Source organism: Mesorhizobium sp. Ca11, from assembly GCF_020165275.1.
In the GTDB taxonomy this organism is placed as follows: Bacteria; Pseudomonadota; Alphaproteobacteria; order Rhizobiales; family Rhizobiaceae; genus Mesorhizobium.
In genome coordinates, this window is the sequence record NZ_JAIUHU010000001.1 from 758,988 (window position 1) to 782,430 (window position 23,443).

22 protein-coding genes are annotated in these 23,443 nt (G+C 64.2%); 13 read left to right on the plus strand and 9 right to left on the minus strand.

The genetic code is table 11. The annotated features are described in order from the left end of the window. Positions 1 to 17 precede the first annotated feature (17 nt). From LB538_RS03595 to LB538_RS03620, 6 genes are all read right to left on the minus strand, one after another. Positions 18 to 989, minus strand: coding sequence for an ABC transporter permease (locus LB538_RS03595; protein WP_263482307.1), 972 nt, complete (start codon positions 987 to 989; stop codon positions 18 to 20). Positions 990 to 1,012: 23 nt separating this feature from the next. Continuing rightward, positions 1,013 to 1,993 (minus strand): ABC transporter permease, encoded by a 981-nt coding sequence (locus LB538_RS03600; RefSeq protein WP_224531857.1) that lies wholly within the window; start codon positions 1,991 to 1,993, stop codon positions 1,013 to 1,015. Next, positions 1,990 to 3,534 carry a sugar ABC transporter ATP-binding protein gene (locus LB538_RS03605; protein WP_224531858.1) on the minus strand — a complete coding sequence of 515 codons (1,545 nt, stop codon included), beginning with the start codon at positions 3,532 to 3,534 and terminating at the stop codon, positions 1,990 to 1,992. Before LB538_RS03605 ends, LB538_RS03600 begins: the two co-directional genes overlap by 4 nt. Before the next feature lie 69 nt (positions 3,535 to 3,603). Then, positions 3,604 to 4,728 carry a sugar ABC transporter substrate-binding protein gene (locus LB538_RS03610; protein ID WP_224531863.1) on the minus strand — a complete coding sequence of 375 codons (1,125 nt, stop codon included), beginning with the start codon at positions 4,726 to 4,728 and terminating at the stop codon, positions 3,604 to 3,606. 295 nt (positions 4,729 to 5,023) lie between these two features. Next, complete coding sequence (locus LB538_RS03615) at positions 5,024 to 6,052, minus strand: LacI family DNA-binding transcriptional regulator (RefSeq protein WP_224531865.1); 1,029 nt, start codon at positions 6,050 to 6,052, stop codon at positions 5,024 to 5,026. Between the two features lie 165 nt (positions 6,053 to 6,217). Beyond that, complete coding sequence (locus tag LB538_RS03620; protein ID WP_224531868.1) at positions 6,218 to 7,447, minus strand: MFS transporter; 1,230 nt, start codon at positions 7,445 to 7,447, stop codon at positions 6,218 to 6,220. A gap of 155 nt (positions 7,448 to 7,602) precedes the next feature. On the opposite strand from LB538_RS03620, the gene LB538_RS03625 reads away from it, so the two are divergent. After that, positions 7,603 to 7,890, plus strand: a complete 288-nt coding sequence (locus LB538_RS03625) for a DUF3175 domain-containing protein (protein ID WP_140544432.1) — start codon at positions 7,603 to 7,605, stop codon at positions 7,888 to 7,890. A 417-nt stretch (positions 7,891 to 8,307) separates the two neighbouring features. On the opposite strand, the gene LB538_RS03630 is transcribed toward LB538_RS03625, so the two are convergent. Continuing rightward, positions 8,308 to 9,084 carry a FadR/GntR family transcriptional regulator gene (locus LB538_RS03630; RefSeq protein WP_224531870.1) on the minus strand — a complete coding sequence of 259 codons (777 nt, stop codon included), beginning with the start codon at positions 9,082 to 9,084 and terminating at the stop codon, positions 8,308 to 8,310. Between the two features lie 101 nt (positions 9,085 to 9,185). Further along, a complete protein-coding gene (locus tag LB538_RS03635) occupies positions 9,186 to 10,082 on the minus strand; it encodes an NAD-dependent epimerase/dehydratase family protein (RefSeq protein ID WP_224531872.1) in 897 nt (298 codons plus the stop codon). Positions 10,083 to 10,179: 97 nt separating this feature from the next. On the opposite strand from LB538_RS03635, the gene LB538_RS03640 reads away from it, so the two are divergent. Next, positions 10,180 to 11,169 carry an NAD(P)-dependent oxidoreductase gene (locus tag LB538_RS03640; protein WP_224531881.1) on the plus strand — a complete coding sequence of 330 codons (990 nt, stop codon included), beginning with the start codon at positions 10,180 to 10,182 and terminating at the stop codon, positions 11,167 to 11,169. Positions 11,170 to 11,270: 101 nt separating this feature from the next. Here the strand turns inward: LB538_RS03640 and LB538_RS03645 are convergent, their stop codons facing one another. Beyond that, entirely contained in the window at positions 11,271 to 12,260 is a 990-nt protein-coding gene (locus LB538_RS03645; protein ID WP_095768910.1) for a sugar-binding protein, read from the minus strand. Between the two features lie 451 nt (positions 12,261 to 12,711). On the opposite strand from LB538_RS03645, the gene LB538_RS03650 reads away from it, so the two are divergent. The 11 genes from LB538_RS03650 (at position 12,712) to LB538_RS03700 (ending at position 23,217) form a co-directional block, all read left to right on the plus strand. Further along, on the plus strand, positions 12,712 to 13,455 hold the full coding sequence (locus LB538_RS03650) for an ATP-binding cassette domain-containing protein (RefSeq protein ID WP_095768909.1): 744 nt from the start codon (positions 12,712 to 12,714) through the stop codon (positions 13,453 to 13,455). 42 nt (positions 13,456 to 13,497) lie between these two features. After that, positions 13,498 to 14,496: an ABC transporter permease gene (locus LB538_RS03655; protein ID WP_224531877.1), complete on the plus strand. Its 999-nt coding sequence runs from the start codon at positions 13,498 to 13,500 to the stop codon at positions 14,494 to 14,496. Positions 14,497 to 14,808: 312 nt separating this feature from the next. Beyond that, positions 14,809 to 15,636 (plus strand): AraC family transcriptional regulator, encoded by an 828-nt coding sequence (locus LB538_RS03660; protein ID WP_224532763.1) that lies wholly within the window; start codon positions 14,809 to 14,811, stop codon positions 15,634 to 15,636. A gap of 266 nt (positions 15,637 to 15,902) precedes the next feature. Continuing rightward, positions 15,903 to 16,346, plus strand: coding sequence for an SRPBCC family protein (locus LB538_RS03665; RefSeq protein ID WP_224532765.1), 444 nt, complete (start codon positions 15,903 to 15,905; stop codon positions 16,344 to 16,346). A gap of 12 nt (positions 16,347 to 16,358) precedes the next feature. Further along, a complete protein-coding gene (locus tag LB538_RS03670; protein WP_224532766.1) occupies positions 16,359 to 17,153 on the plus strand; it encodes an FAD binding domain-containing protein in 795 nt (264 codons plus the stop codon). Positions 17,154 to 17,211: 58 nt separating this feature from the next. Continuing rightward, entirely contained in the window at positions 17,212 to 17,694 is a 483-nt protein-coding gene (locus tag LB538_RS03675) for a (2Fe-2S)-binding protein (protein WP_224532768.1), read from the plus strand. Between the two features lie 11 nt (positions 17,695 to 17,705). Next, positions 17,706 to 19,073 (plus strand): xanthine dehydrogenase family protein molybdopterin-binding subunit, encoded by a 1,368-nt coding sequence (locus LB538_RS29140; RefSeq protein WP_263482297.1) that lies wholly within the window; start codon positions 17,706 to 17,708, stop codon positions 19,071 to 19,073. Between the two features lies 1 nt (position 19,074). After that, on the plus strand, positions 19,075 to 20,079 hold the full coding sequence (locus tag LB538_RS29145) for a xanthine dehydrogenase family protein molybdopterin-binding subunit (RefSeq protein WP_263482296.1): 1,005 nt from the start codon (positions 19,075 to 19,077) through the stop codon (positions 20,077 to 20,079). Between the two features lie 6 nt (positions 20,080 to 20,085). Next, positions 20,086 to 20,967, plus strand: a complete 882-nt coding sequence (locus LB538_RS03690) for an AAA family ATPase (protein ID WP_224532770.1) — start codon at positions 20,086 to 20,088, stop codon at positions 20,965 to 20,967. Positions 20,968 to 21,193: 226 nt separating this feature from the next. Then, entirely contained in the window at positions 21,194 to 22,330 is a 1,137-nt protein-coding gene (locus tag LB538_RS03695; RefSeq protein WP_224532772.1) for a vWA domain-containing protein, read from the plus strand. Then, positions 22,330 to 23,217, plus strand: coding sequence for an amidohydrolase family protein (locus tag LB538_RS03700; RefSeq protein WP_224532774.1), 888 nt, complete (start codon positions 22,330 to 22,332; stop codon positions 23,215 to 23,217). The genes LB538_RS03695 and LB538_RS03700 overlap by 1 nt, the downstream gene beginning before the upstream one ends. The last annotated feature ends 226 nt before the right edge of the window (positions 23,218 to 23,443 follow it).

Sequence of the window (23,443 nt, forward strand, 5' to 3'; positions counted from 1 at the left end):
GCTCGCCTCATTTACCGTCAGCGGCTTGCCGGCGCGCGCCCGTAAAGCAGGAGCATGGCGACGATGACGACGCCATAGATGATCTGCCGCCCCGCTTCCGGCATCTGCATGACCGAGAGGATGGATTGCAGGAGCGTGATCAGGATCACGCCGGCCACCGTGCCGAGATAGGAGCCGCGCCCGCCCAGGATCGATGTGCCGCCCAGGACAACCGCCGCGATCGACGGCAGGAGATAGGCATCGCCCATGGACTGCGCCGCCTTGGATGCATAGCCCGCCAGAAGCACGCCGCCAAAGGCCGACAGCCCGCCGGAGACGGCGAAGGCGATCATGACGATGCGACGCGTATCGATGCCGGACAGGTAGGCGGCGCGCTCACGGTTGCCGATGCCGTAAACGGCGCGGCCGAAGCTTGTGCGGGTCAGCGCGAAGACCATCGCGGCGCCGATCAGCACCCAGATGATGACGGCATTGGGAACGCCCGGGATGGTGAAACCGGTTGCCAGGTAGCGCATCGCGGCGGTCGCCGAATCCTGTGGCGAGAAGCCGCCTGTGTAGACCACCATCAGCCCTTGCGCCACGGCATTGGTGGCTAAAGTAATGATCATCGAGGGGATGCGCAGATAGGCGACACCGATGCCGTTGACGATGCCTACCGCCACGCCGCACAGGACGCCGAAGGGGATGGCGAGAGCAACGCCGACCGGCCCGTAAGCCGCGGCCGCGCAGGCCATCATGGCGCCGGCGGCCACGGCCCATGGCACGGAAAGGTCGATCTGGCCAAGCAGGATGACCAGCATCATGCCGGTGGCGATGACGCCGAGGAAAGACGCGACCTTCAACTGCTGCAGGAGATATTCCGGCGACAGGAAGTTGCGCGAATAGAGGCTGCCGAGCAGGAGCAGGACCACGATGCAGGCAAAGGCCGTCAGCACCGCCGGGTCGGCGCGCCGGATGAATTTGGGCATGCGGCCGGCGATGCCGCCCATGATGCCGCCATGCGTCGTTTCGCTCACAGGAACCACTCCAGCCGGTTGCGTACCCGAAACAGCGCGAAGGCGCCAAGGCTGACCGCGATCAACAGGATAACGCCCTGGAACAACGGCTGCCAGAGCGGATCGAAATCGAAGACGAATAAGAGGTCGCCTATGGTGCGAAAGGCAAGCGCGCCGAAGATCGCGCCGATGGCGCTGCCCTTGCCGCCGAACAGCGACACGCCGCCGAGCACGACGGCGGCGATCGAAAACAGCGTGTAGGCATTGCCGCTGGCATAGGCCGCCTCGCCCGTATAAGTGAAGAAGGTCAGGAACAGTCCGCCGATCGCCGCAAGCAGGCCGGCAAGCGTATAAGCCAGCAACTTGCCTCTGCGGATCGGCACCCCGGACATGTAGGCCGCCGTCTCCGACGAGCCCGCGGCATAAGCGGCGCGCCCAAGTTCGGAGCGACTGAACGGCACCCAGACGACAAGCACGATGACGAGCAGCGCCACGAGGCTCGCCGGCACGACGCCGAAGAAACGTCCGGTCAGGAAATCGGCAAGATCCTCGTTGACCGATCCGCCCGGAACGGGTCGCAAAAGCAAGGCCAGGCCGAAATAGACGGCGCCCGTGGCGATGGTGGCCACGATCGGCTGCAGCCGCCCGTAAATGACGATGGCACCGTTGATCGCCCCGCAGATGAGCCCGGTGCCCAGCACCGCCAGGACGCCGAACGCCGTTTCCAGGCCGGTGCCGACCACCAGCCATGAAGCCATGCAGTTGGTCAGCGTGAAGATCATGCCGACCGACAGATCGATGCCGGCGGTGATCACCACCAATGTCTGCGCCATCGCGACGAAGGCGAGCAGCACGCCCTTGTTGGCGGCCGTCTGCACGACATTGGCGGTGAAGCCGGCCGGATGGTTCGCGCTGTAAATTGCGAACATGACGATGAAGATGCCGAAGGCCAAAAGCGTTCCGCGTTGTTCGGCCAGCCGGTAGCGCCAATCCTTCACGCGTGCTCTCCCTGCCCGATGCGGACGTCATCGCCGTGGATGTTGAGCGCGCTGGCGATAAGCGCGTGCTCGGTGAGCCCCGCGCCGACCAGCTCGCGCTTGACCGCGCCGTCATAGAGCACGAGCACGCGGTCGCAGCAGCCGATCAGCTCGTCATAGTCCGTCGAATAGAACAGGATCGCAGCACCCGCATCCGCCAGCTTGCGCATCAGTTGGTAGAGCTCCTGCTTGGTGCCGACATCGATGCCGCGCGTCGGATCGTTGAGCAGGATGATGCGCGGCTGCCGCATCAGCCATTTGGCGATCACCACCTTCTGCTGGTTGCCGCCGGAAAGCGCGCCGACCGGAATGTCCAGGCCCGCCGTCTTGATCGCCAGCAGCCCGACCATGTCGTCGATCAGGCGCTGCTCGGCGGCGCGGTCGATGATGCCGGCCTTGGTCAGCCGGTCTAGGGCTGCGAAAGAGAGATTCTCGCGCACCGTCATCGGCAGCATCAGTCCTTCGGTCTTGCGATCCTCGGGGATCAGCGCCATGCCGATGCGGCCGTGGCTGGCCGCGGTCGGGCTGGCGATCGAAACCGGCTTGCCGTCGATCAGCACCTCGCCGCGCAGGCCGCGCAGCACGCCGAAGAAGGCAAGCAGCAATTCGCGCTGACCCTGCCCGTCGAGACCGCCCAGGCCCACGACTTCCCCTGCCCTGACACTCAGCGAGATATTGTCCAGCCGGTCGGCCCAGGAGAGATTGCGCGCCTCGAGCACCGTCGCAGCGGCCGGGGCGGAAGCGGGTTTCGGCGGGAAGATATGGCTGTATTCGCGGCCGATCATCAGCTCGACCACCTCATTGTCGCTCTTCGAGCCGGCGGGGTAGCTGGCGACGTTGCGGCCGTTGCGGAACACCGTGCAATGGTCGGCGAGTTCCGCGATCTCGTTCATGCGGTGCGAGATGTAGAGCAGCGCCAGCCCTTCCGAGCGCAGCCGTTTCAACACCTCGAAGACCTTGGCGACGTCCGCCGCCGTCAGCGCCGAGGTCGCCTCGTCGAGGATCAGGATGCGCGGCTTCCGAGCCAGCGCCTTGGCGATCTCCACCATCTGCCGGCGCGACAGCGGCAGGTCCTTGACCAGCGCGCGGGGATGAATGTCGGAAGCGCCGGCGCGTGCCAGCGCTTCCTCAGCGATCTTCCGCTGCGCCTTGCGGTCGATCATGCCGAAACGCTTGGGTGGATTGGAAATGACGATGTTGTCGGCGACGCTGAGTTCCGGAATCAGCGACAGCTCCTGGAAGATGCAGACGATGCCGGCCTGGTTGGCGGCGGCAGGCGAAGCGAAGGTGACCTCGCTTCCGTCCAGTGTCATGCGCCCTTCGTCCGGCGCCACGACGCCGGCCATGACCTTGATCAGCGTCGATTTGCCGGCGCCGTTCTCGCCGAGGATGGCGTGGATGCTGCCGGCGGTGACCGTCAGCTCGGCCTTCTCCAAGGCCCGCACGCCGCCATAGCGCTTGGATATGCCTTCCATGCGGAAGAGCGGAGCCGTGCCGTCCATCAGCCCTCCCCGGCCGGTTTTGATTGAGGAGACAGTGCCGCGGGCTCGCCGCGGCACTGTCCAGTCAGACTATTTGTTTTCCTTGGTCTGGCCCATGATTTCCTGCGCGGTGAAATTGATGCCGCAGGTCGGGAAGGAATTGCCGACGAAGAAATTGTCGGACTGGTCGGGGAAGAAATCCTGACCCGCCTTGAAGTTCGGATCCTCGACGATGGCCAAAGGCAGCTTGACCGATTGCGGCACGACATTGCCTTCGAGCGCGGCAATCGCCGTCTTGATGGCAACCGCCACCTGGGCCGGGCCGGTACCGGCGGACGAGCATTTCAGCCCGTCGGCCGCATGCGCGGCGCAGAATTTGCGGAAGCCGTTTTCCGTCTCGCCGCCGAACGGCACGAACGGATGCTTGGCGTCGATCATCGCCTGCACGATGCCGGTGTCGCCGCCCTGCCCGGTGATGCCGTCGAACGGGCCGCTGGTGGCGATCGCGTCGGCCGTGGCCTTTTGCGCCACGCCGTCATCCCACTTGCCGACCACCTCGGTGACGGCCCACTTCTTGCCGGAACCGTCAAGCACCTCGTGGATGCCATTGTGGCGGTCGGTGTCGACCGAAGTACCGGCGACGCCGCGCACCTCGAGCACCTTGCCGCCATTCGGCACATGCGCGACCAGCCACTTGCCCCAGAGCTCGCCGAGGCCCTTCTGATCGACATTGACGTTGATGGCGTCCTTGGTGTCGAGGATGTTGTCGAAGGCGACCAGCACGACACCGGCTTCCTTGGCGCGCTTGATGACCGGCCCGAATGCGGTCGGGTTCTGCGCGTTGACGACGATCGCGTCAAAGCCGGAATCGATGAAGTTGTTGATCGCCGAGATCTGCGCCGGCACATCCTCGCCGGTCGACACGACCTTGAATTCCTTGAGCTTCTTGGCGACATCCGGCTGCGCCGCATAGGCCTTGGCCGTCTGGATCATCTGGATGCGCCAGGTGTTGGCGATGTAGCCGTTGGCAAGCGCGATGCGGTATGGACCGTCCTTCTTCGGATACTTGAAAAACTGCGTGTCGGCCGACCACGGCGCGAAGCAGTCCGGCTCGGCCGCGGGCCCCTTGACGACCTCGGGTCCGGCGATCGCCGACGAACTCAGCATGACAAATGCGGTGGCGGCAATGACGCCGCCAACGAGTGACTTGATCATCGATATTCCTCCCAGTTGCAGTTCTGCTTGTTATGAATCTTTGGCGATACGGTCGGCAACCCTCCGGCCAACCAGACACCCACACAGGACGGCCGCGCCGCCCAGATCCTCCTCGTCCCCCTCAGCTCTCTGGCAATTTAGAAAACTATCATATTATACATAATAAACAAGTACGAGCTGTTGCTTATGTATAATAAACAGCCTTCCCGCCTCGCCGAGCCTTTACCGGCATGCAAATGGTAGCGCTACCATCTCAGGCTGTAAAGAATCATCTTAAGGAACCAACAGTACCGCGTCAGCGCGCGGTGCTCTCGCGCCGCATCAGCTCGAAACCGAGATCGACGATCCGCTGTTCCGGCCGGTTTCCGGCGATCGCTGACAGCGCCATGGCGACGGCACGGGTGCCGATTTCATAGCGATGCGTGCGCACGCTTGTGATTGAAGGAAACGACACCTGCATCATGTCGAGATCGTTGAAACCGACAATGCCGATCTGCTTCGGCACGTCGATCGATGCGCGATGGCATTCGAACAGAACGCCAAGCGCGATATCGTCATTGTTGCAGAACACGCCGTCCAGCGTCGGCATCTTGGCCAGCGCGTCGCGGAACAACTCGCGCCCGAGCGTCACGCTTGACGGCACCGGCGTTGTGGTGACCAGCCGCGCGTCGAACAGGCCGGCGGCCTCCATCGCGGCGCGGTAGCCGGCAAGGCGCCGCTGCGAACGCGGATCCATCCGCGCGCCGATGAAGCCGATCTTGCGGTATCCGGCTTGCAGCAGGTGTTCGGCGGCGGTCCTGCCGCCGTCGAGATGCGAGAAGCCGACCATCATGTCAACCGGGTCCGGCCCGGTCTCCATCACTTGCACCACCGGGCAGCCGGCATTCTCCAGCAGTCGTCGCGCGCTGGGCGTCTGGTCTATGCCGGCCACGATCAGCGCCGCCGGGCGTTGCGATCCGAAGACCTGCAGCAGCCGCTCTTCCTCCAGGCCTGAATAATGGGTGTTGCCGATCTGGATGCGGAACGGACTGTCGGAAAGACTGTCATAGATGCCGCGCACCACCTCGGCGAAGACGTTGTTGGTCAGCGATGGCACCAGCACGCCGAACACCTCCGCGCGCGCCGAGGCAAGCGCGCGGGCGTTCGGGTCGGGCACGTAGCCGAGCTCGTCGACCGCGGCCTGTATCTGCCGTCGAAGGTCTTCCGACACCCGCCCGGGCTCACGCAAGGCGCGCGACACCGTGATCGCGCCGACACCGGCCTTGCGCGCCACGTCGGCAATGGTCGGACGGCCGCCGCCACGACGGGAGCGCGGCTTGGTCAAGGGCGAGCCTCGTGCGTCAAATCCCGCCTGCTGCGCGCTTGCAATGCCATTGACCCTGGTGTCGCCATCTCGCAGGCCTGTACCACATTCCCTGCCCTTGGCGTCGCGCAGCCGCGATTTGTTGTCAAGCTGAGGGCATTTCAGGAGAAGCGCCGGCGCGAGCCGTCAGGCCATGACGACGCCGCTGCGCCTTGCCCTCCAGAACACCACGACCATCATCAGGATGTTGAGCAGGTTCCACCCAATTCCGTTGAGGAACGCGGCCGCGTAAGATCCGGTGAGATCGTAGATCCAGCCCGACATCCAGCCGCCGATAGCCATGCCGAAAATGGTCGCCATGATGACGATGCCAACGCGCTGGCCGGCCTCCTTGGCGGGCATGTATTCGCGCACGATGATCGCATAACAGGGCACGATGCCGCCTTGCGACAGGCCGAACACCAGCGAGACGACATAGAGCGAGGCAAGACCGTCGAAGGGAATGTAGAAGAACAGCGACAGGCACTGCAGCACCGAACCGATCAGCAAGGTCTTCACCCCGCCGATACGGTCGGCGACGAAGCCGGAAACAAGGCGGCTGACGACTCCGGCGGCCATCATGATCGACAGCATATCGGCGCCGTGGGCGACGCCATAGCCGAGGTCCATGCAATAGACGACGATATGCACCTGCGGCATCGACATCGCCACGCAACAGCCAAGACCGGCTATGACGAGCAGCGCCTGAAGGGCGGCCGGCGACAATGAGATCGGCTGGACCGGGCGTGCGCCTGGCGAGCCTGCGACGACCACCGGGGCGCGACGTCGCAGCATTATGACCAGCGGCGCCATAGTCACCAGGCAAGCGATGCCGATAGCCACATAGGTGAAGCGCCAACCCTCCGCCTTCATCAGCGGCGGTATGATTGCTGGCCAGACCGTTCCGGCGAGATAGCTGCCGGCCGCGGCCGTAGCCACGGCAACGCCTCGCCGGCGGTTGAACCAGTGCGAGATATCGGCGATCAGCGGTCCGAAAATCGCCGATGTCCCCACCCCGATGAGCAAGCCTTGGGCGAGCGTGAATTGCAGGATCGAAGTGGAGAGCGACGCCAGTGCGAAGCCGGCAACCAGGGCCATCGAGGAAACCAGCGCCGGGATCCAGTAACCGACACGGTCGATGGCGCGGCCGACCAGCATATTGCCGGCGGCGAATCCCACCATTGTAGCGGTGTAAGGCATCGAGGCGGCGGCACGATCGACGCCGAACTCGGCCTGCACGGCGGGCAGGACCACGACTACGGCCCACATGCCGACGCCGCCGATCGTCGCCAGCAGCAAGGAGATCCCGAGCCGCGTCCACGCGTAGAAGCTGTCTATGCCCGCGTTGTTTGCCGCGTTTCCTGGAACTGTCGTCACGGCGTCTCCTGTTCGCGATTTCTTCGAGATCGCGCGTTTGAGCGCACTATCGGCCCACTTCCTGAGCCGAGCAGCGCCACGACCGGCAAATCCGTGGCTCCAGAACCGGGAACCCGCCTCACCTCATGGGGTTTCTCTGAAGGAAGGAGTTTGTCATGACCGCCAAGAAGAAATGGTCGGCCGACGTGACCGAACACAGCGACGCCCTCGATCTCGAGGAGCACGTCTTCGAATCCGATGACGCGAAGAAGATCGCCGCCTCGCTCAAGCGCTCGGCCGAGCACAGCCACCGCCGCAAGGCAGAGCCGTTCCAATCCGCCATGTCGATGTTGAATTTCTACATCAACCGTGCCGGCAAGAATCTGCCTGACGAGCGCAAGAAGGTGCTGGAAAAGGCGAAGGACGAGCTGCGTGTCGCCTTCGGTCGCGAAAAGCAGGATTAAGGGTTGCTGGGAGCGCTAGCACCAGTTCCTCAACACAGGGATCTGGAAAGATTGCAGGCTTGTCGGGCAAGGCTATCAGCATCCGTTTGGGGTGTTCAGCGCAAACGCTGGCGATGAGCTGAAGCCCCCCAACCTCGTCATTCTAGGGCGGAGCTACGCGAAGCGGAGCGTAGACCCTAGAATCCATGCCGTTACATCGACCGAAGTGTGCAACGGTGCAGAATTCTGAACCGCCGCGGCGCTTCCAAGTCACGGCATGGATCCTCGGGTCTGCGCGCGTCGCTTCGCTCCTTGCTCCGCCCGTGGATGACGACCGCGATAGGCGTCTTGGCCAATCGCCAAGGCATGGGATCTGCCAACGCACGCACGGGCAGCGATCAAAGTTTCTGTGCTGGCGAACTGGTCCGGTACAAGACCCTAACGCGACTGGATCACTTCGTCGGTATTGGCCAGCAGCTTGCGCACCGCATTGCGCGCCGCGTCCGGCCTTTGCAGGCGGATACTGCGTTCGATCGCCTCATGCAGCTTCTGGGCGTGCTGCAGATTGTCGAGCTCGCGCGTCGTATAGGTGAAGAGATGGTCGAAGGCAGATTCGATCAAGACGCCCAGCGGCACCAGCAGGTCGTTGCCTGAAGCCCTGAGGATGGCAAGGTGGAAGCGCGTGTCGGCCCGGGTGCGCTCCTGCAGGTTGGTCGCCTCGCCCATCTCGCGACAGGCCTGGCTGATCTCGGCCATCTGCTCGCGGGTGCGCCGCATCGCCGCGAAGGCCGTCGCCTCCGGCTCGATGATGTGGCGGAACTCCTGCACGGTCTTGAGGAACACCTCGCGGTCCGGCGAGGTCGCGTACCAGGCGAGCACGTCGCGGTCGAGAAGGTTCCAGCGTTCCTTCGGTTCGACCCAGCTGCCGATCTTCGGTCGCGAGGCCAGAAGGCTCTTTGCCATCAGCATCTTGATCGCCTCGCGCACCGCCGAGCGGCTGACGTCGAAGGTCTCCGACCATTTGGCCTCATTGGGCAGGATGGTGCCCGGCGGATAGTCGCCGCGCACGATCCGAAGGCCGATTTCGCTCGCAAGCGAAGCATGCACGCTGGCACCCGGGATGCGTGACGCGTTGGCCCGGCGAACGCCGGACGGACGCTCGGCCGCTGCCATTTTTGTCGGCCTCTTTTCGTTGTTCGGCTTAGCGTCCCGCATGGTTCCACAAAATCCCGTTTTCAGAAGCTGTCAAGCAGGGCAAGCCCGCTTTGCCGCAATGCGCGAGGATGTGCACAGATCAACCGGCATTTGCCGCCGGCTCACGCCGTCTTGACGTATTTGCGCCAGCTGTGCTCGGGCCGGAACCCGAGCACATCGCGCGCCTTGCGGTTCGAAAGCAGCGTCTCATATTCGCCAAGCTCGGCCTTGACCGGCACGCCCGGATAAAAGCGCTTCAACAGCTCCGCCGTCGGCAGGTCCGATGAGGTGTCGTCGTTGGCCGCGTTGAACACCTGATAGCCCAGGCCGTCCTTCTCGATGGCGCGCAAGGTGATCTGGCCGAGATCGCGCGCATCGATATAGCTCCAGGCGATGCGCTTGCGGAAACCGGGATCAGCGAACCATTTCGGGAATAGCGAATATTCATGCGGCTCGATGACATTGCCGATGCGCAGCGCATAGATGTCGAAGCCGCTGCGCAACGCGAAAGCCCGCGCAGTCTTCTCGTTGACGATCTTCGACAGCGCATAGGAGTCCATCGGGTCGACGTCATAATCCTCGTCGAGCGGGAAATGCGTCGGATTGCGAGGCTCGTTGGCGAAGACAAGACCGTAGGTCGTCTCGCTGGAAGCGATGATAACCTTGCGGATGCCGAGCTTCACCGCCGCCTCGATGACATTGTAGGTGCCCATCGCGTTGATGCGGAACACCTCGTTGTCCGGCGTGATCATGATGCGCGGGATCGCCGCGAAATGCACCACGGCGTCGACAGGCTGCGATCTCAACGACGGGTCGAACTCGTGCAGACCCATATAGCTCGACAGCGCGTTGAAAACCTGGCCGCTGTCGGTGATGTCGGTGACCAAAGTGCGCACCTTCGGATTGTCGAGCGGCTTGGTGTCGATGTTGAGCACCTGGCAGCCATGTTCGACCAGATATTCCACGACATGCCGGCCAGCCTTGCCGCTGCCGCCGGTGAACATGATCCGCTTCGTCATTTTGCTCTCCACAATGCTAGGTAATTATGTGTATTGTCAGACAATATGACATTCCGCGATCGCCCGCCACCCGCGATCCGCGGAAACCTTCTGGACAATCGCCCGCCGCGCGGGCGCCCATCACCATGAAAGACAGGGAAGAGACGACATGAGCACCACCGCTGCCCGCGACAACATCGGTTTCATCGGCCTTGGCCTGATGGGGCACGGCATCGCCAAGAACATCGTCGACAAGGGCTATCCGCTGACCTTCCTCGGTCGCAAGAACCGCAAGCCGGCGGAAGACTTGGCCGGACGCGGCGCCAAGGAAGTTGCCACGTCCAAGGAGGTGGCCGCGGCCTCCGACATCGTCTTCATCTGCGTCACCGGCTCGCGCGAGGTGGAGGCGATCATCCGCGGCCCCGACGGGCTGAAGGAGGGCCTGAAGCAAGGCTCGGTCGTCGTCGATTGCTCGACCTCCGATCCGGTCTCGACAGTGGCCCTGGCCGCCGAACTCAAGGCGCTCGGCGTCGACTATGTCGATGCGCCGCTCAGCCGCACGCCGAAGGAGGCCTGGGAAGGCACGCTCGACGCCATGGTCGGCGCGCCGGACGCCGTGTTCGCCAGGCTGAAGCCGGTGCTCGAGACCTGGGCCGGCCGCATCGTTCATATCGGCGATACCGGCGACGGCCACCGCATGAAGCTGCTCAACAACTTCATCTCGCTGGGCTACGCCGCGATCTATTCCGAGGCGCTGGCGCTGGCCGAGAAGGTCGGCATCTCGCCGCCCCGCTTCGACAGCGTCATTCGCAACGGCCGCATGGATTGCGGCTTCTACCAGACCTTCATGCGCTGGACGCTGGAGGGCGACCGCGACGCCCACAAATTCACCATCGCCAATGCCTTCAAGGACCTGACCTATCTGGAATCGATGGCGGGCGCGGCCGGCATCGCCAATCCTCTGGGCAACGCGACCAAGAATTCCTTTGCGACAGCCTTCGCCGCCGGTCCCACGGAACAGTACGTGCCGATGCTCGCCACGCATATCGGCAAGCTTAACGGCGTCGACCTGATGCCTTCGAAGGACGGCGTGAAGCAGAAGATTTAGGCGGGAGCCGCCCTGCCCTGTTCGACGGCGGGAGCAGGCGCTGGAAAAGATGGGGCGCCCACCGGGCGCCCCTTTTTGTCACTTCTGGATGCAGCCGGCGCCTACTTCTGGATGCAGGTATCGGCCGTTTCCTTGGTGCATTCGTCGAGGCCGGTGAAGACCGGATCGTCGACCTTCTTGCCGCCGATGAGGTCGATCATCACCGAAGGCGCCTTGTAGCCCATTTCGAACGGCCGCTGGCCGACCAGCGCGGTCACCAAGCCTTCCTTGGCGATCGCCACCTCGTCGCCGATCGTGTCGGCGGCGCCGATGACGAACTCGTTCTTGGCGATCTTGTCGGCCATCGGCTTGAACAGGTCGCGATAAGGCTGCGGCGCGCCGAACAGCGGCCAGCCACCCATGATGCCGAAGGCGTCGAGCTTCGGGTTGGCGGCGAGGATGTCGGTCATCGCCTGCACGCCTTTGGCGCCGTCGTCATTGGTGAACACCGGGCAGCCGGGAGCTTCGGTCCAGCCACCTTCGCCGGCAAGTGCTGCAAGACCTTCCTTCCCGGTCAGCGCATCGCGCATGCCTTGCGCGCGACGCAGGATGTTGTCGGCCGCCGGATTGCCCTCGATCGTGCAGATTGTGCCGCCATTCGGCTTGGCCTTCTTGATGTACTCGCCGATCTTCTTGCCCATCAGGTAGTTGTCGGTGCCGAGATAGGTCTTGCGAAGGGCGGCGTCTTCCTTGGCAAGGTCGGCGTCGACCGTCATGATCGGGATCGACGGATTGGCGCTCTTGATCGTCTGCGCGATCAGCGGCGCGTTCGACGGCGAGATCGCCATCGCCACCGTGTCTGGCTTGCTCAGCATATCCTGCACGATCTGCGCCTCGCCGGCCTCGTCGGAAGTCGATGCCGGGCCGGTGTAGAAGCATTCATATTCCGAGCTGGCGTTTTCCTTGTTCCACTTCTCGCAGCCCTGATGGATGGCTTCGAAGAACGGATTGTCGAGACCCTTCACAACGATGACGAGCTGTTTCTTGGCCAAAGCCGGCCCGGCGCCCAACGCCATGGCGGCGACGGCGGCAAGCAAAAGTGTTTTCCTCATGTCAGTCCTCCCTTGAAACAGACGGACACCGCGTGCCCGCCACACTGATCAACCCGGATACACAAGAACCACGACGAGCATCTCATGATGTTCGCGCCCCGCGCCGGGCTGATAAGCATTTGCCGATCCGTCCGCCCGAATACCGATGCAGCCGAATCCTTTACCCTCAAACCATCTGCCTGCCTCCGCCGGATAGACGGACGATTGGCAAAGTCTTGTTCCGAAGCTTAGCTAATATCGGCTTTTCGCCAGCGTCAATTGCTATTTGTCCTACAAAACCGATTTTTCGTCGAGTCTCGAAATTAATCGTCAGACAATTGATTGACGCCCCCGTCCGCTTTTGCCTAAATGCGTGGACGCACCGTTCGGGAGGAGATGGACGGGGCAAGACGCAAGCGGCGCCGCCGGGTTCGGTGGCCAGTTGCGCCAACAACGGGGAGGCTTAAGGCTGGTGTCGGTTCTGGAACTCGCCAACATCTCGAAGCATTTCGGCGCCATCCAGGCGGTCAACGATGTCTCGTTTTCGCTTGAAGCTGGTGAGGTCGTCGGCCTGATGGGCGACAACGGTGCCGGCAAGTCGACGCTGGTGAAGATGATCGCTGGCAATTTCCACCCGAGCCACGGCACCATGCGGCTGGAGGGCAAGGACCTTGTCATGCACAAGCCGGCGGATGCGCGCCAGCACGGCATCGAGATCGTCCACCAGGACCTTGCGCTCTGCAACAATCTGACGGCCGCGGCCAACGTCTATCTCGGCCGCGAGCTGCGCCGCGGCTTCGGTCCGCTGCGCATTCTCGACTATGGCGCGATGTACAAGCGCGCCGGCCAGCTCTTTGCCGAGCTGAAATCCGAGACGCGGCCGCGCGACCTCGTCAAGCAGATGTCGGGCGGCCAGCGCCAGGCGGTGGCGATTGCCCGCACCATGCTGTCGCAGGCCAAGATCGTGCTGATGGACGAGCCGACGGCGGCGATTTCGGTCAGGCAGGTCGCCGAAGTGCTCAACCTCATCCGCCACCTGCGCGACCAGGGCATCGCCGTGGTGCTGATCAGCCACCGCATGCCCGACGTCTTCGACGTCGCCGACCGCGTCATCGTCATGCGGCGCGGCCGCAAGGTGGCCGACAAGAAAATCGCCTCGAGCTCGCCCGAGGAAGTCACCGGGCTGATCACCGGCGCCATCGAACAGGTTGCGTAGTCGCGCGGAACCCCGCGCCCCGCCACTCAGGAAAGGTCGATAATGGCAGTCACACTTGACCAGACGATCGCGCAGAAGCAGCACACCTTCCTGTCGCGGCTTTTTGCCAACCAGACTTTCTGGGTGGTGATCGCGGTCATCCTGGCCTGCCTGTTCCTGTCCGTCGCCACCGATTCCTTCGCCACGTCGAAGAACATCTTCAACATCACGCGCAACATCACCTTCGTCGCCATCGTCGCGCTCGGCATGACCTTCGTCATCATTACCGGCGGCATCGACCTTTCGGTCGGCTCGGTGCTTTGCCTATCCTCGATGGTGCTCGCCGTCACCATGCATGCCGGCTATTCGATCGAGGTGGGCATCCTGGCCTCGATCGCCACCGCGCTTGCGATCGGCGCCTTCAACGGCCTGCTCATCGCCTATCTCGGCTTCCCGCCTTTCGTGGTCACGCTCGGCATGCTGTCGGTGGCGCGCAGCCTTGCCATGGTCGCCTCGAACAACACCGTGGTGTTCCAGTTCGGGCCGGACCACCAGAAGCTTTTGTCATTGGGCGGCGGCGCCTGGGTTTTCGGCATCGCCAATCCGGTGCTCTACATGATCCTCCTGGCGGGGATCACCGGCTTCATCCTGCGCTGGACCAAATTCGGCCGGCACATCTTCGCCATCGGCGGCAATGAGCATGCGGCGACGCTGACCGGCGTTCCCGTCAAGCAGATCAAGGTCGTCGTCTACATGATCTCGGCGCTGTCGGCAGGGCTTGCCGGCATCATCCAGACCGGATGGCTGGGCGCCGTCACCACCAATCTCGGCAACGGCATGGAGCTGCAGGTGATTGCAGCCACCGTCATCGGCGGCGCCAATCTCGCCGGCGGCGTCGGCACCGCGCTCGGCGCCATCGTCGGCGCCGCCCTCATCGAGGTGATCCGCAACAGCCTCGGCCTGCTTGGCATCAACGCCTTCTGGCAAGGCACCTTCATCGGCGGCGCGATCATCCTGGCGGTCCTGTTCGACCGCATCCGCAATTTCAGGCGTAGTGACTGAAGTGGGCCGCCTCGCCTTCTCCCCTTGTGGGAGAAGGTGGATCGGCGCGATAGCGCCGAGACGGATGAGGGGTGTTCCAGCGGAGTGAGACGCTGGCTTTCCCTGGAGCACCCCTCATCCGTCGCCTTCGGCGACACCTTCTCCCACAAGGGGAGAAGGGAACGCGCTCCTATCGCCCAGTCTGAAAATCCGCCCCGACGGCCGCCTCCAAACGTCTGTCATCATTGCGCGCCTTGACGCAACCGCAAACTCAGCCGCACTATTGCCCGGCAGGCGAAGGGAGGCCAGTCGCCTGCGGGAGGAACGATACCCATGACGGACGCGATCAGGCTCTATTGGGGCCGGTTCGGACATGTTTCCGTGCTGAATGTCGCCAACGACTTCGTCACCCATGCCCATGGCGAGGCGCATCTCATCATCTGGCTGGAAGGCACGGCAGGCGAAATGACCATCGGCCGCGAGACGGTGCGGCTTGGGCCTGGCACCGCGGCCGGCATCAATTCGTTCCAGCCGCATAGCCACGCCCTTTCCCGCGACGGCAAGCCCGGCCTGTTCCTCGCCTTCTACATCGACCCGGACTGGGCGCGCCGGCGCCGCGATCTGCCCTCCTCCGCGCCGCTGTTCACGCAAGCGGCGATCACGCTGGAGCCCTGGCTGCACCAGGCGGCGGCGAACCTGCTCGATCACCTCGCCGACAATGAGAGCATCGACGACGTCGCCAATTACGAGATCGAGCGTTTCATCGACAGCGTGCTCGACGCGGCCGACACATCCGCGCCACAGGTAGCCCGCGCGCGCATCAACACGATGCTCGATTTCCGTGTCCGCAAGGCGATCCAGTTGATGAAGGCCAATGTCTGCGAGCGCATCTCCTTCGACGACGTCGCTCGTTCGGTCGGGCTCTCCCGACCGCATTTCTTCGCGCTGTTCAAGGAACAGACCAATCTGACGCCGAACGTCTACTGGAACACGCTGCGCATGGAGGAAGCCGTGCGGCAACTGCAGTGGTCGCAGGAACCGCTGATCTCGGTCGCCTGCAATCTCGGCTTCACCACCCAGGGTAATTTCTCGCGCTTCTTCCGCGACCATGTCGGCGTGCCGCCGACGCTCTACCGCGAAGCCGCGCGGGCGACAGCGTAAGGCGCTTTGAGATTCAGGTCAGGCCGAGCCGGAGTCGAAGACGGGCGCGAAGCGACCAAACTGGATGGCTTCCGAGAACCGGAGCGGAGCGTACTTTAAGTACGTGAGCACCGGAAGCGCAGGAAGCCGCCATTTGCAGGCCGGCATCACCTGAAATATCGACGCGCCGGTTTTCCGACTGGTTGATATGCGCTCAAGACGCATTGATAAACGCCGGCCCGTCGGCCGCCCTAGCATGCTCCCGATCTTTGCAAGGGAACCAGTCTATGGCGAAAGTCACCATTTCCAGCGTCATCGACGCGCCGGTCGAGCAGGTCTGGGCGCGCATCCGCGACTTCAATGGTTTGCCCAGCTGGCATCCGCGCATGGTGGAAAGCCATATCGAGGACGGCAAGGACGCCACCGCGATCGGCTGCGTGCGCAACTTCCAACTGGCCAGCGGCGCGCGGCTGCGCGAGAAGCTGCTCGATTTCTCGGATGAGAATTTCCTGGTCAGCTATTCGATCCTCGAGACGCCGCAGCCGCTCACCAATCACAAGGCGACGCTGCAGTTGCGGCGCGTCACCGACGGCAACCGCACCTATGCCGAATGGACAGCGAGCTTCGACGCCGCGCCCGAGGAGGCCGACAAGCTGGCCGAGGGCATGGGCGCCAACGTCTTCCAGGGCGGTTTCAACGCCCTGAAGGCCCATTTCGCCGGCCAGAGCTGACGGGAGCGCGCCATGTCGCTTGCGCTGCAGACTTTTTCGAGCGTGAAAGACGCCAACGCCGCGTTGCAGGCCGCTGGGACACGCTATCTCGGCGGCGGCACGCTTGTCGTCCGCGCGGCCAATGAAGGCGATGTTACCGTCTCCAACCTGATCCGCGTCAACGATCCCGGCCTCTCGCAGATCGCGGTTTCCGGCGGCAAGGTCCGGCTCGGCGCTTCGGTCACCATGGCCGCGATTGCCCGCCATCCCGAGCTCGCCGCGCTTGCGCCGGCCGCGCGCGCCGTCGGCGGACCGGCGATCCGCAACATGGCGACCGTCGGCGGCAATCTGTTCGCCCCTGCCCCTTATGGGGATTTCGCGGTGGCGCTGCTGGCGCTGGACGCGACCGTCGTCATCGAAGACGGCGAAGTGCCGGTCGAGACTTTTTTGGCCGGTCGGGACACCAGCCGAGCCATACTGACCGCGGTGAATATTGCATTGCCTAAAGCCGAGAGCTTCCGTTTCCTGAAAGTATCGCGGGTCAAGCCCAAGGGTGTGTCCGTGCTGAGCATCGCCGCGCTTCTGGAGCTCGCATCGGACGGCACGGTGGCCTCGGCGCGCATCGCGCTGGGCTGCATGGCCGATCGTCCAATGCGCGCTTTAGCGGCCGAAAACGCGCTGCTCGGCTGCAAGCTCACCCCGCAGGAGATCGCGCCGGCCCTGACCGCCGCGAGCGAAGGCATCGCGCCGATCACCGACCCGATCGCCAGTGCCTGGTATCGCGCCGAGGTTCTGCCGGTCCATCTCGGCCGGCTGCTGCTTGACTAATATCCGTGGGGGACGCGCGTCTGTCCGGCCGATCCGGGCAGGCGCGCAGGGAGGAAAAATGGCGAAGGTCCCGGTTCAATTCACACTCAACGGCTCGGAGAAAGCCGAGTTCGTCGAAAGCGGCACGACGTTGCTCAATGCGCTGCGCGACAAGATTGGCGACACATCGCCGAAAGGCGGCTGCCACCAAGGTACCTGCGGCGCCTGCTCGGTCATCATCGACGGCGAATTGCGGCTCTCCTGCCTGACGCTGGCCGAGACCTGCGGCGGCGCCGACATCAAAACGACGGCCGGCCTCGCCGCAGGCGGTGTGCTGCATCCGCTGCAGCGCGCCTTCCTCGATGCCTTCGCAACGCAATGCGGCTTCTGCACGCCAGGCATGATCGTGGCTGCAAAAGTGCTGCTCGACCGCACGCCCAACCCCAGCCGCGAAGACGTGGTCGAGGCGCTGTCCGGCAACATCTGCCGCTGCACCGGCTACGAGCCGATCATCCAGGCGGTGCTCGCCGCCGCGCGCGCCAACTCGCAGAACGCCGCCTGAGGGAACGAGCCATGGAACTGCGCAAGGACTATTTTGCCGATGTCCGCAAGGACGGCCTGCACGAGATCGGACATGGTCGCCCACGGCTCGACTCGCCTGGACATGTCACCGGCAAGACCGCCTATTTCGCCGACCGCAATTTCCCGGGCATGCTGCATCTGAAGATGGTGCGCAGCCCGCACCACCATGCCCGCATCCGCTCGATCGATACGTCGGAAGCGGAAAAGCATCCAGGCGTCGTACGCGTGCTGACCGCCAGGGATGTGCCGCACAATGTCTACACCATCCTGATCCTGATCCAGATCGGCCCCGAGGACGAAACCGTGCTTGCCGACGGCAAGGTGCGCTGGAAGGGTGAGGCCGTGGTGGCGGTGCTGGCCGAGACCGAGCGCGCCGCGCAGGAAGCCGCCGCCAAGGTCAAGGTCGACTATGAGGTGTTGCCGGCAGTCTTCGACATGGAGGAGGCGCTGAAGCCCGGCGCGCCTTTGGTCAACGAATATCACGGCCAGAATTACTATCTCTATGACAGCGGCGAGTGCCGCAAGGTGCGCTTCGGCGATGTCGAGGCAGGCTTTGCCCAGGCCGACCACATCCTCGAACAGTCCTACCAGTCCTCGCCGATCGAGCATGCGCCGACCGAAACCACGGGCTGCGTGGTGGCGCCGGAAGGCAATGACCGCTTCACCTGCTACACCAACACGCAGGCGATGTTCTTCACCCTCGACAACGCCTCGATCATCCTGCAGATGCCCGGCTCGAAGCTGCATTTCGTCGGCGGCACCGTTGGCGGCGGTTTTGGCGGCAAGGTCGACGTCATCGTCGAGCCGATCGCTATCCTCGCGGCCAAGCTAACCGGACGCCCGGTCTGTTTTATCTACAGCCGCGAGGAGGAAATGCAGATCTCCTCGCCGCGCGCCGCCGAGAAGGTGATCATCAAGGACGGCGTCATGAAGGACGGCCGCATCGTCGCGCGCAAGATGACCGGCTATACCGACGCCGGCGCCTATTCGCGCCACTCGCCCTATGGCGCGCAGAAGGGCGCGGCCCACTATCCAGGCCCCTATACGATCCCGAATGTCTGGATCGACACCTATTGCGTCTACACCAACCGCACCCCTTCGTCGGCCATGCGCGGCTTCGGCGTCACCATCGGCGACTTCGCGCTGGAGGTGCAGATGGACAAGCTGGCGCGGCTGATCGGCATGGATCCGCTCGAGTTCCGCTTCATCAACGCCTATCGCGACGGCGACATGAAGGCGCATCGCCAGCCGACCGAGGGTGCGGCGCTGATCGAATGCATGCAGGAGGCCTCGCGCGTCGCCAACTGGCCGGTGGCGGAAAAGTACATGGCGATGTCCTCCTACAGGAAGGGAGCCTGAGATGGCGATCCGGCGTGGACGCGGCGTCGCCGCGATCAACTATCCAACCGGCATGAATCTTGGCGGCGACCCGACCCAGGCGCTGGTCCATTCGACCCCGACCGGCAACTTCATGGTGACGTTGTCCAGTGTCGATCTGGGCCAGGGCATGAAGCAGATCATGGCGCAGATCTGCGCCGAGACGATCGGCGTGCCGACCGACCGTGTCGTCATCGACACCGCCGACACCGACACCGGCCCGCACTGCATGGGCACCTTCGCCTCGCGCGGCACGCACCGCGCCGGCAACGCCGTCATCCAGGCGGCCAAGGAGGCGCGCCAGGTCATGCTGGAAGTGGCGGCCGAGGAGCTGGAGGTAAACGCCTCCGACCTTGAGACCGACGGTCAGGGCAACATCCAGGTGAAGGGCGCGCCGCAGAAATCGATCTCGATCTTCGACGTGGCGCTGTCGGCGCATTTCAAGCGCGGCCGCTCGATCTCGGGGCGCGGCATGTTTCTCATTCCGCGCTCCTACCCGGAGAAGGAGACCGGCGCGATGAAGCCCTCCACCTGCTACGCCCATGCCTGCACGGTGGCCGAGGTCGAGGTCGACGACGAGACCGGCGAGGTGACGGTGCTCAGTGTCAAGAACGTCTTCGAGATCGGCCGTGCGCTCAACCCGAAGATGGTCGAGCAGCAACTGGTCGGCGGCTCCTGGATGGGCATCAGCCACGCGCTCTACGAAACGACGGAGCCCTATTATCCGAACCGCGACCATGGCGGCACCGACTTCAACCAGTATCTGATGCCCGGTCCCGGCGATCTGGCGGAGACCGAGATCATTGTCTTGGAGCGTCCTTCCGCCGATGGACCGTTCGGCGCCAAGGGACCGGGCGAGATGTGCGCCAACCCGCAGATCCCGGCCGTCGCGAATGCCGTCTTCGACGCGGTCGGCGTGCGCATCGACACGCTGCCGATCACGCCCGAGCGCATCCTGCGCGCGCTGAAGGCGCAGGCGGCGGGCTGAGGGGAGATGACCAGCGCCGACGCCGTTGCGGTCGCGGACTCGCCGGAGGCGATCGCCGCGCGCCTTGCCGCTTCGCGCTATCTGGCCGACGACAGCCTTGCGACGGCGATCTTCCTCGCGATCCGCCTCGGCAAGCCGCTGCTGCTCGAAGGCACGCCGGGCGTCGGCAAGACCGAGGCCGCCAAAGCGGTCGCCGAACTGCTTGGCCGCGAGCTGGTGCGGCTGCAATGCTACGAAGGCATAGACGCCGGGCATGCGCTTTACGAGTGGAACTATCAGCGCCAGTTGCTCGCCATCCGCTACGCCGGCGAGCACGAGATCGACATCTATGATGACCGCTTCCTGATCGCCAGGCCACTGTTGCAGGTGCTGCGAGCGCCGGAGCAGCGCGTTCTTCTGGTCGACGAGATCGACCGCTCGGATCACGAGTTCGAGGCGCTGCTGCTCGAATTCCTCTCAGACTTCCAGATCAGCATCCCGGAGCGTGGCACGATCCGTGCCGCGACGCAGCCGATCGTCATCCTCACCTCCAACCGCACGCGCGAGCTGGCCGAGGCGCTGCGCCGCCGCTGCGTCTATCATTGGATTGGCTATCCCGACGCCCAGCGCGAGGCCGAGATCATCATGCTGCGCGCGGGCCATGTTGCGGAAGCGACGGCAAAAGCGGTGGCGAATGCCGTCCAGGAGATCCGCGCGCGGCCCCTGGCCAAGCCGCCCGGCATCGCCGAGGCGGTCGAATGGGCGAATGCCGCGACCATCCTCGAAAAAGGCGGAAGCCCGTGGCCGGAGGCCTTCCGGCGGGCCATCGGCGTGCTGATCAAGGACGAGGAGGATTTGACTGCCATTGCGCCGGAACTGGGGAGGATTGTCGAGGAGGCGCTAGGGTGATGAGCAATCGCAACGCGCTAGCGCTATCTTGTAGGGCTAATGCGCAGCGCTGGCGGGACAGCACCCCCCTCTGTCCTGCCGGACATCTCCCCCTCAAGGGGGGAGATCAGACGTCACGCCGGCTTTCGCCAATCCTCGACTTCGCAGGATTGAGCAGAGCGTCCAAGCTGCCAATCTCTCCCCTAGAGGGGGAGATGTCCGGCAGGACAGAGGGGGGCGCGAAGGAATGAGGCGTCCGGAAAACCTGCCTCGCGCCGCCGCACTCTTCCTCGGCTTCGCCCGTTTGCTCCGTCATCACGCCTTCGCCATCGCGCCCGAACAAATCACCAGCTTCATGCAGGCCGTGACCCTGCTCGGCCCGCGCTCGATGAACGACATCCGCGAAGCAGCGCTCGCGACGCTTGCGCCCTCGCCCGATCGCCGCGACGAATTCGAGGCGCATTTCCGCGCCCATTTCTACGGCGACGCCAAGCCTTCGATCGAAGGCGAGAAGGACGACGAGACCCGCGTCAAGGACGATCGCGGCACGCGCGAGGAAGAGAAGCAGATCGCCCGCCAGGGGAAAGGCGGCGAGCTCTCCTCGGTGCTCGAGCGATTGAGCAGTCGCGATTTCCAGCGCGATCCCGATGGTCTCGGCCAGTTCCGCCGCAAGCTCGCCTCCGCCCTCCCCGCGCGCCGTTCTTTCCGCACCATGCGCACGCGTTCGCGCGGCACGCTCGACCTCAGGCGCTCGCTCAGCGAAATCGTCAGCGCCGATGGCGACATCCCCTCGCCGCTGCTACGCCGCCGGCAGCCAGTGCCGCGAAAGCTGCTCCTGCTCATCGATGTCTCCGGATCGATGAAGCTGCACACGGCCGACTACCTCAAGCTGGCGCATGCGGCGGTGCAAGGCGCGGACCGCGCCGAAGTCTTCACCTTTGGCACGCGGCTTACCCGCGTCACCTCGGCGTTACGCATCCGCGACCGCGAGCAGGCGCTCGCCCGCGCCGCAGCACTCGTCGAGGATTGGGATGGCGGCACCCGCATGGGGCCGACATTGCTGGCCTTCCTGTCGGTGCCGCGCTTCTCCGCCTTCGCGCGCGGCGCCTGCGTCGTCATGCTGTCCGACGGGCTGGAACGCGGCAGCCATGCCGAGCTGGAGATCGCGATGCGGCGGTTGAGCGCCCGCGCCTTCCGGCTGTCGCTGGCGAGCCCGCTCGCCGGCGATCCGCGCTTCCGCCCGGAAACTGCGGCGCTCCGCGCCATCCTGCCGGCGCTTGACGATCTGGTCGACGGCTCGTCGGCCAAGAGCCTGACCGATTTCATCCTGTCGCTCGCCCGTCCTGCGCCTGCGGCCGCTTCCATCTGGAAAAGGATATCGTGATGCAGAAAGCCATCGACGCGCATTTCCACATCTGGCGCCAGAAGGATCAGCCCTGGCTGGTCGGGCCGATGGTGCCGCGCATCTTCGGCCCCTACGAGCCGATCCGCCGCGACTATCCGATCACCGAGTTCCTCGAGGACCAGAAAGGCTCAGGCGTCGAGAAGGCCGTCTATGTCCAGACCAACTGGGCCAAGGAGGATTTCGAGAAGGAAGTCGCCTTCCTGCAGAAGACCGCGGATGAAACCGGCTGGCCGCACGCCATCGTCGGCTATGCCGACATGACGGTCGACGACGTCCGCCCGCAGATCGACCGATTGAAAAAGTATCCGCTGCTGCGCGGCGTGCGCATGCAGCTTCACTGGCATGAAACGCCCGCCTTCCGCTTCGCCGCTTCGGCCGACCAGGTGATCGATCCGAAAGTGCGGAAGAACGTGGCGCGTTTGAAGGATTACGGCCTCTCCTTCGACCTGCAGCTCTTTCCCGCGCAGATGAAGGACGGGCTGACACTAGTCGGCGAAAACCCTCAGACGAATTTCATCCTCACCCATGCCGGCATGCTGACCGGCATGGAGCCGGAAACCACCGAAGCCTGGAAGGCGGGCCTCCGCACGCTTTCGGCAGCGCCCAATGTCTACGCCAAGCTCTCGGGGCTCGGCACCTTCGTCCACCGCAACGACCCGGAGCTCATCGCCTACATCGTCGACAACGCGATCGAGATCCTCGGCAGCGACCGGCTGATGTTCGGCTCGAACTTCCCGATCGAGAAGCTGTGGACCAGCCATGCCGAGCTGATCAAAGCGCACCGCGCGGCGGTGGCGAAGCATGGCACCAAGGCCGAGGCGGATATCTTCTGGAATACGGCCGCGAAGGTGTATCGGCCGGTGTAGCGCGGCTTTTCCTTCTCCCCTTGTGGGAGAAGGTGGATCGGCGCGAAGCGCCGAGACGGATGAGGGGTGCTCCATCGGAGTGTGACGTTGGCATTCCCTGGAACACCCCTCATCCGTCCGAGCTTCGCTCGGCCACCTTCTCCCACAAGAAGGGCTTTGCACAGAATCGGATCGGTGATTCCATGCGGATATCCGGCGAGGAGGGATTCGCGATGGTCGATCGAGT